Below are 7,131 nucleotides of genomic sequence, written 5' to 3' on the forward strand. Positions count from 1 at the left end.
AGGTCAACACGCCCTAACCAGTGCCAAATAAGAAGCACAAGGAAGCAAAGATGGAGACAACCACATCCCATGAGCGAGTAATAGACGAACAAGCTTATCAGCAGCTTGAAGCGATACTGGCTCAAAAAATAGAAACAGAACGCATTGTCACGCAAGAGGCAAAGCGCTTGGCTTACGGCACCGATGCGAGTTTTTATCGCTTGGTGCCGAAAATGGTTCTAAGGCTCAAAAACTTAGACGAAGTGATATTTACCATTCAAAGCTGTCGCGAGCTAAGCATTCATTTTACCTTTCGCGCTGCGGGCACCAGCCTTTCAGGGCAAGCCGTTTCAGACTCGGTACTCATCACACTGACCGATGACTGGCGTGGCCACGAAATCGTAGATAACGGCAATCAGATCATCCTTCAACCGGGTGTGATTGGCGCTGATGCAAACAAATACCTTGCTCCTTTCCAACGTAAAATCGGCCCAGATCCAGCTTCAATCAATACCTGTAAAATCGGTGGTATTGCAGCAAATAACGCCAGCGGCATGTGCTGTGGTACTGCGCAAAACTCGTATCGCACCGTCGAGAGCATGAAAATCGTATTGAGTGATGGCTCCCTGCTTGATACGGCTGATAACGTAAGTGTTGATGCATTCAAGCAATCACACAAAGAACTATTTGAAGGCATTGTTGAATTACATCAACAGACAGCTTCAAACCAAGAACTTGCAGACAGAATCCGCCACAAATACCGCCTCAAAAACACTACTGGCTACGCGCTCAATGCTTTGGTCGATTACCACGACCCAATTGAGATCATCAAACACCTGATGATTGGCTCAGAAGGCACGCTAGGTTTCATTGCTGAGATTACCTACAACACGGTTATCGAACACCCAAACAAAGCCTCTGCTCTGTTGGTATTTGCCGACATCGAACAAGCCAGTAAAGCCGTTACTACGCTATCAAAAACTCCGGTTGCTGCGGTTGAGTTAATGGACGGCAGAGCGCTGCGTTCAGTGGCCGATAAACCGGGTATGCCTGCATTCATGCCGAACTTGGATTTAGAAGCCGCGGCAATTTTGGTTGAATCACACGCCAGCTCCCAGCAGGACTTAGATTTACAATGTAAATCAATTTTGGACGCATTGACTGAGTACACGATTGTTGAATCGGTGCCTTTCACTTCCGATCCAAAGACAGTCGCGACTCTTTGGGGCATCCGAAAAGGCATGTTCCCAGCAGTTGGCGCAGTGCGTGAAGTCGGTACGACCGTTATCATTGAAGACGTGGCTTTCCCTGTCGAAAACCTTGCTAATGGTATTCGAGAGCTGCAAGAGCTGTTCGATAAATACGACTACAGCGAAGCGATTATTTTCGGCCATGCCCTCGAAGGCAACCTGCATTTTGTGTTTACGCAAGGCTTTGATAGCCAAACAGAAATCGATCGCTACGGCGGTTTCATGGATGACGTTGCCGAACTAGTCGCGGTGAAATACCAAGGTTCACTGAAAGCAGAACATGGCACTGGCCGTAATATGGCGCCTTATGTCGAATTGGAATGGGGCAAAGATGGCTACGCCTTGATGCAACGAATCAAAGCCTTGTTTGATCCAGAAAGACTGCTCAACCCCGGCGTTATTATTAACGACAATCCAAATTCACACATCACCAATTTGAAGCCAATGCCTGCTGCTGACGACCTTGTCGACCGCTGTATTGAATGTGGCTTCTGTGAGCCTGTTTGTCCGTCTCGTACCTTAACTCTATCGCCTCGCCAACGTATCGTGCTGTACCGCGAGTTACAACGCCGCCGTGCTGCAGGTGAAGAAATAGAAGCAAGCGAACTAGAGAAAACCTTCGAATATCAAGGTATCGATACCTGCGCTGCAACCGGCCTGTGTGCCGAGCGTTGCCCAGTGGGAATCAACACCGGTGATTTGATTAAGAAGCTTCGTATTGCCAAGTACGAGAAATTTACGCCAATCGCTAAGTGGACAGCGGATCATTTCTCGACCACCACTAAACTGACTAAGGCTGGCCTCAAAACCAACCAAGTGGCGAGCAAAGTATTAGGCGCAAACACAGTCGGCAAGCTAACCAACGGCTTGCGCTCAATAACTAAAGGCGCGACACCAGTTTGGATGCCGGAGATGCCACAATCCAATAGCCACTCGCTAGTCTCATCACCAGTGACGGCAGAAAACTCAAGCAATCATAAGAAGGTGGTTTACCTCCCTTCCTGTGCAAGTCGCACCATGGGACAACAAAGCGATGCGGGCGACCAACGTCCTCTAACTGAAGTGACCATGTCTTTGCTTAACAAAGCCGGATTCGAGGTTATTCTTCCGAAGAAGCTAGACGACCAATGTTGTGGCATGCCTTACGACAGCAAAGGGATGACCGATTTAGCCCAATCTAAAGCACAACAACTAGAAGAAGTGTTGTGGCAAGCCAGTCGTCAGGGTGAATACCCAGTATTAATGGACACCAGTCCATGTGCTAAACGCAGTATTGAACAGTTCACCAAACCGTTAGAGGTATTAGAGCCGACAGGGTTTGTGAACCAGTACCTGCTGGAGCACCTGACACTTGAGCCGCTGCAAGAGACCATAATGCTGCATGTCACGTGTAGTTCTCGTCGAATGGGCTTAGAAGGCGCGATGTTGATTCTTGCTAAAGCCTGTACCGAAGAGGTGATTGTTCCTGAGCATATTCAGTGTTGTGGTTGGGCGGGTGATAAAGGTTTTACCACTCCAGAGCTGAATGAAGCGGCGGTACACCCACTCAAAGAACAAGTGCCGAGCAACTGCACTCGTGGATTCAGCAACAGCCGAACCTGTGAGATCGGTTTATCACATCACAGTGGCATTCCGTATCAATCAATCTTGTACTTGGTGGACGAAGTCGCGCAATAGCTTCACTCTTAGTACAGAGCAATTTGCTCTCACTTAAAACAAAAATGGCAGCCCAGTCAGGCTGCCATTTCTTTATTCGTTTGTTCGAAAGATGCTACTTAACTGGATGTTGATGAGCTAACCGTTATTAAGCTAGATATTACAAAGCTAAGCGCATCAACTCTTCTGGCGAGTAGTGTTCTGCTTCTGCACCTTTGGCGATTAAGTCGATCACTTGAAATTCGCTCATGTCACCAAACTCTTTGGTTAAGTAATCACGAAACGCTTTCTCATTCGGCCATTTACCTCGCACGATATAGCCCTCTTCTTTGTCAAAATCTTCCGTTTCAAAGAATGAAAAGTCCGTCATACCAATATTGTGGCAATACAAAACGAGATACATAATTTTTCCTCAAAAATGGGGTTACTAATAAAAACTCACTGGCAGATAGAAATCAAGCTCAAACACTTCATCACTGTTGAGAAAATGGTTCCGATGATAATGCACATACGCGGGAGTCGAGCGCTGTTTGAAACCAGAAGCAGGTAACCATTTTTCTAATACCATACTGATCTGTGGTAGCAGTTCACCATAACGGCCATTCAGTCGAAATACCGCGTGTAACCCACCCGGAATCACCATCTGGTTCACAACACTGCGATACTTAATCGGCTCATCAATCGCGATACACGCCACATAGCGGCACTGGTCCATTTCCACCCAAGCAGGGTTTGAGTGATGCAAACCAAATTGGCTCGAAAAGTCACGCTGTTCTGAGTTCGCCCACGCTTTCAATATCAACCACGCGTTGCGAATAGAACGGTTATAACCCGTATGTCGAACATAAGCCGCCATTCGCTCCGGTGTTTCAACGATCTTCGGTTCAGGTAACACTCGCTGCGCTACGTTCAAATAACCCGCCGCTACTTCGGGATCTTTCAAATAGGGTTTTTCTGCTATCTGTAAGTCGTGTTTACGCCATTCTCCCGGTGACATGTTAAAGGTCGCTTTGAATGCTCGGCTAAATGAAGACACCGAACTAAAGCCACATTTACTAGCAATCTCTACCACTGACGACGTGGTATCGAACATCAATTGATTGGCTGCATACTCCATTCGAGTGCGTCGAATGTACTGATGTAGCGACTCCCCAACCACGCTTTTAAAGGTGCGATGAAAATGTTGCTCTGAATAAGCCGCAATCTCGGAGAGCGCCTTTGCCGACAGAGGTTGGCTGATGTCTTGATGAATATGGAACAAAACATCATTGATTCGGGATAAGTGTTGTCGTGACATCGTCTAAATAGCATAAATGGACATGTTTAAGAGCATAAACGGACACGCTAGTTTTTACAATTGCCGTGTAATATCAAGCGATAGAATAAAAACGATAAAAGACGAGACACAACACATGGAAATCGCACAGTCATTACAACAGATTCAATCTTCATACATTCGAGAGATCCTAGCAGCCGCAAGCGATCCAAATGTCATCTCATTGGCAGGTGGTTTACCGGACGAGAAAACATTCCCTATCGATTTAATGAAGCCAACGCTAGAAAACCTAGCGAACATGCCTGAAGTTTTCCAATACGGTTCTACTGCCGGTTACGGCCCGTTGCTTGACCACCTAACACAAAGCTACCAATTGCCAGAATCACACACGGCAATGATTTGTACCGGTTCTCAGCAAGGTCTCGACTTAATTGCACGAGCATATGTTGATCCGAATGATGTGGTTGTGATGGAAGCGCCAAGCTACTTGGGTGCGATGCAGGTGTTTGGCCTAGTTCAAGCAAACATTGTGACTGTGTCTCAAACAGAATTTGGCCCGAACCTAGACGAACTAGAGACGTGCTTTGCACAGCAATCACCGAAAATGTTCTATGCCGTGCCTGATTTCCACAACCCAACAGGTGTGTGCTGGGCAACAGAAACTCGTCAAAAAGTCGCTGAACTGTGCATCAAATACAACGTGGCATTCATTGAAGATGCACCATACCGTGAGCTACGTTTCACCGGTACAGAACTACCGTTGGTTTCTTCGTTCTGCCCTGACAACTCTATCGTTCTTCGTTCATTCTCTAAAATTGCATCGCCAGGTTTACGTATTGGCGCGGTAACAGGTAAACGCAGCTACCTTGAGCCATTAATCAAAGTAAAACAAGGCGCGGACTTACACTCAAGTGTACCTATGCAAGCGCTGCTTGTTGGTCTTCTAAAGCATGAAGACTTCAACGTACATATGGAAAACATTCGCACCCTTTACAAGTCTCGTTATGAAGTGCTGTTTTCAGAGCTAGAAAAACAGCTGCCTACTGACTGTGTATTAAAATCCGTTGATGGCGGAATGTTCATTTGGGTTGAAATCCCAGAGTGCGACACCTTCGAATTGGCTAAAACTCTATTATCGAATGGTGTGGCTGTTGTACCAAGCCCAGTATTTTATCCAAAAGCCGATGAAGCTAAAGCTGCACTGCGCTTAAACTTCACCAACGCCAACCCAGAAGAATTAACCGAAGCGGTAAAACGCTTAGCGGAAGTACTTAACCAAGCGTAATCGCTGATTAAGTCAGACAGATTCAATACCAAGGCCCTGCTGTTTTTACAGCAGGGCCTTTTGGGTTTGGGAATACATGTTGTAATTCGAACCTGATAAAACAGTTTTGTTGAATTTCCTAGCCCATAAACCACATAAATAGAAATGATAAATAGCCCTACTTTTGGTTGGTTTTTGTCCATCCTTGGCTTGGTTATACTGCGGCGGATTTTAATAAGCTAATATGGGCAAACCTGAGTGAATGAAACTCAGCTTGTATCATAAAAGGCAACGCTCTGGATTTACGTTCCAGCTCGCAGAAAGGAAAAACCATGTCTCAATATGTTGTATGTGCTCTGTATAAATTCGTAGCACTTGATGATTACCAAGAAATTCGCCAGCCACTCACTGACGTGTTAGAAGCCAACCAAATCCGCGGTACTTTGCTACTTGCGAGTGAAGGTATCAACGGCACCGTTGCAGGTAAGCGCGAATCTATCGACGCTCTTCTTCAATGGTTCAAACAAGATTCTCGTTTGGCTGATGTTGTTTACAAAGAGTCATTCAACGAAGAACAACCATTCAACCGCACCAAGGTTAAGCTTAAGAAAGAGATCGTAACCATGGGCGTTGAGGGTATCGACCCACGCCACGTTGTCGGCACTTACGTGAAACCAAACGAATGGAACGCATTGATCTCTGATCCTGATGTGATTCTGGTTGATACTCGTAACGATTACGAAGTCGATATCGGTACATTCAAAAATGCTGTAAACCCAAACACAGAAACCTTCCGTGAATTCCCTCAATACGTTGAAGAAAATCTCGATCCTAAGAAACACAAAAAAGTCGCGATGTTCTGTACTGGCGGTATTCGTTGCGAAAAATCAACAGCCTACATGAAAGAACAAGGCTTTGATGAGGTTTACCACCTTGAAGGCGGCATTCTTAAGTACCTAGAAGAAGTACCAGAAGAAGAGAGCATGTGGGAAGGCGACTGCTACGTATTTGACGGTCGTGTTGCAGTAAACCACCAGCTAGAAAAGAGCGGTTACGATGTGTGTAACGCGTGTCGTTTGCCAATCACTGACGAAGACAAAGCCTCTGAACACTTCGAGAAAGGCGTAAGCTGCCCTAAGTGTATTGATAAGCACAGCGACGAGCAGAAAGCGCGTTTCCGCGAACGTGAAAAACAAGTTCAATTGTCGAATGCTCGTGGCGAAACCCACGTAGGCGGCGATGCTGCTCACCTTATCGATCAACGTAAGAAAGAGAAGCTTGCACACAAAGAGCAGCAACGCTCTGGCAAGAAAGCGAAGTAAACGCTCTGCTTTAAACTCTTAGGATTCTAAACATATAACTATAAATAGTTAGCTATATACATACAAAAGGGCGCAAGTTCGAAGATGATTCCTCGAGTTTGTGCCCTTTTTTGATCGCTTTACGGCTTTGTGTTTTGAACCACACTTCTTTCGATAAATTGCTTCTATACTGTCAGGGCATGTTGACCTTCCGCGGTTGGATTTTGTTCGAGATAAAAGCGTTTTAATCGCGGCGAGGGAGAAGTAGCCTAGTCATTCTAAGCAAATCTCCCTCAACAAAGAGTAAAACGCTTTTAGCTGAACCCTTCGGGCAGCGTTTGCTGGTCATTTCTACTACGTTATCGGCTTCTCATGTAGGCTAGCTACACATCGAAACCTCTGCCT

5 protein-coding genes are annotated in these 7,131 nt (G+C 46.0%); 3 read left to right on the forward strand and 2 right to left on the reverse strand.

The window, feature by feature from the left end; genetic code table 11:
- The first annotated feature begins 50 nt into the window (after positions 1 to 50).
- Positions 51 to 2,906, forward strand: coding sequence for an FAD-binding and (Fe-S)-binding domain-containing protein (locus tag AB4232_RS16755; protein ID WP_372087576.1), 2,856 nt, complete (start codon positions 51 to 53; stop codon positions 2,904 to 2,906).
- Between the two features lie 139 nt (positions 2,907 to 3,045).
- Here the strand turns inward: AB4232_RS16755 and AB4232_RS16760 are convergent, their stop codons facing one another.
- Positions 3,046 to 3,288, reverse strand: a complete 243-nt coding sequence (locus AB4232_RS16760; RefSeq protein WP_012601190.1) for a hypothetical protein — start codon at positions 3,286 to 3,288, stop codon at positions 3,046 to 3,048.
- 24 nt (positions 3,289 to 3,312) lie between these two features.
- Complete coding sequence (locus AB4232_RS16765; RefSeq protein WP_012601191.1) at positions 3,313 to 4,182, reverse strand: GyrI-like domain-containing protein; 870 nt, start codon at positions 4,180 to 4,182, stop codon at positions 3,313 to 3,315.
- Between the two features lie 115 nt (positions 4,183 to 4,297).
- Between AB4232_RS16765 and AB4232_RS16770 the strand changes: the two genes are divergently transcribed.
- Positions 4,298 to 5,446, forward strand: coding sequence for a PLP-dependent aminotransferase family protein (locus AB4232_RS16770; RefSeq protein ID WP_372087577.1), 1,149 nt, complete (start codon positions 4,298 to 4,300; stop codon positions 5,444 to 5,446).
- Between the two features lie 311 nt (positions 5,447 to 5,757).
- Entirely contained in the window at positions 5,758 to 6,747 is a 990-nt protein-coding gene (locus AB4232_RS16775; protein WP_102344468.1) for a rhodanese-related sulfurtransferase, read from the forward strand.
- Positions 6,748 to 7,131 lie beyond the last annotated feature (384 nt).

The sequence above is a fragment of the Vibrio sp. 10N.286.46.A8 genome (assembly GCF_041470165.1).
Classification (GTDB): Bacteria; Pseudomonadota; Gammaproteobacteria; order Enterobacterales; family Vibrionaceae; genus Vibrio; species Vibrio tasmaniensis_A.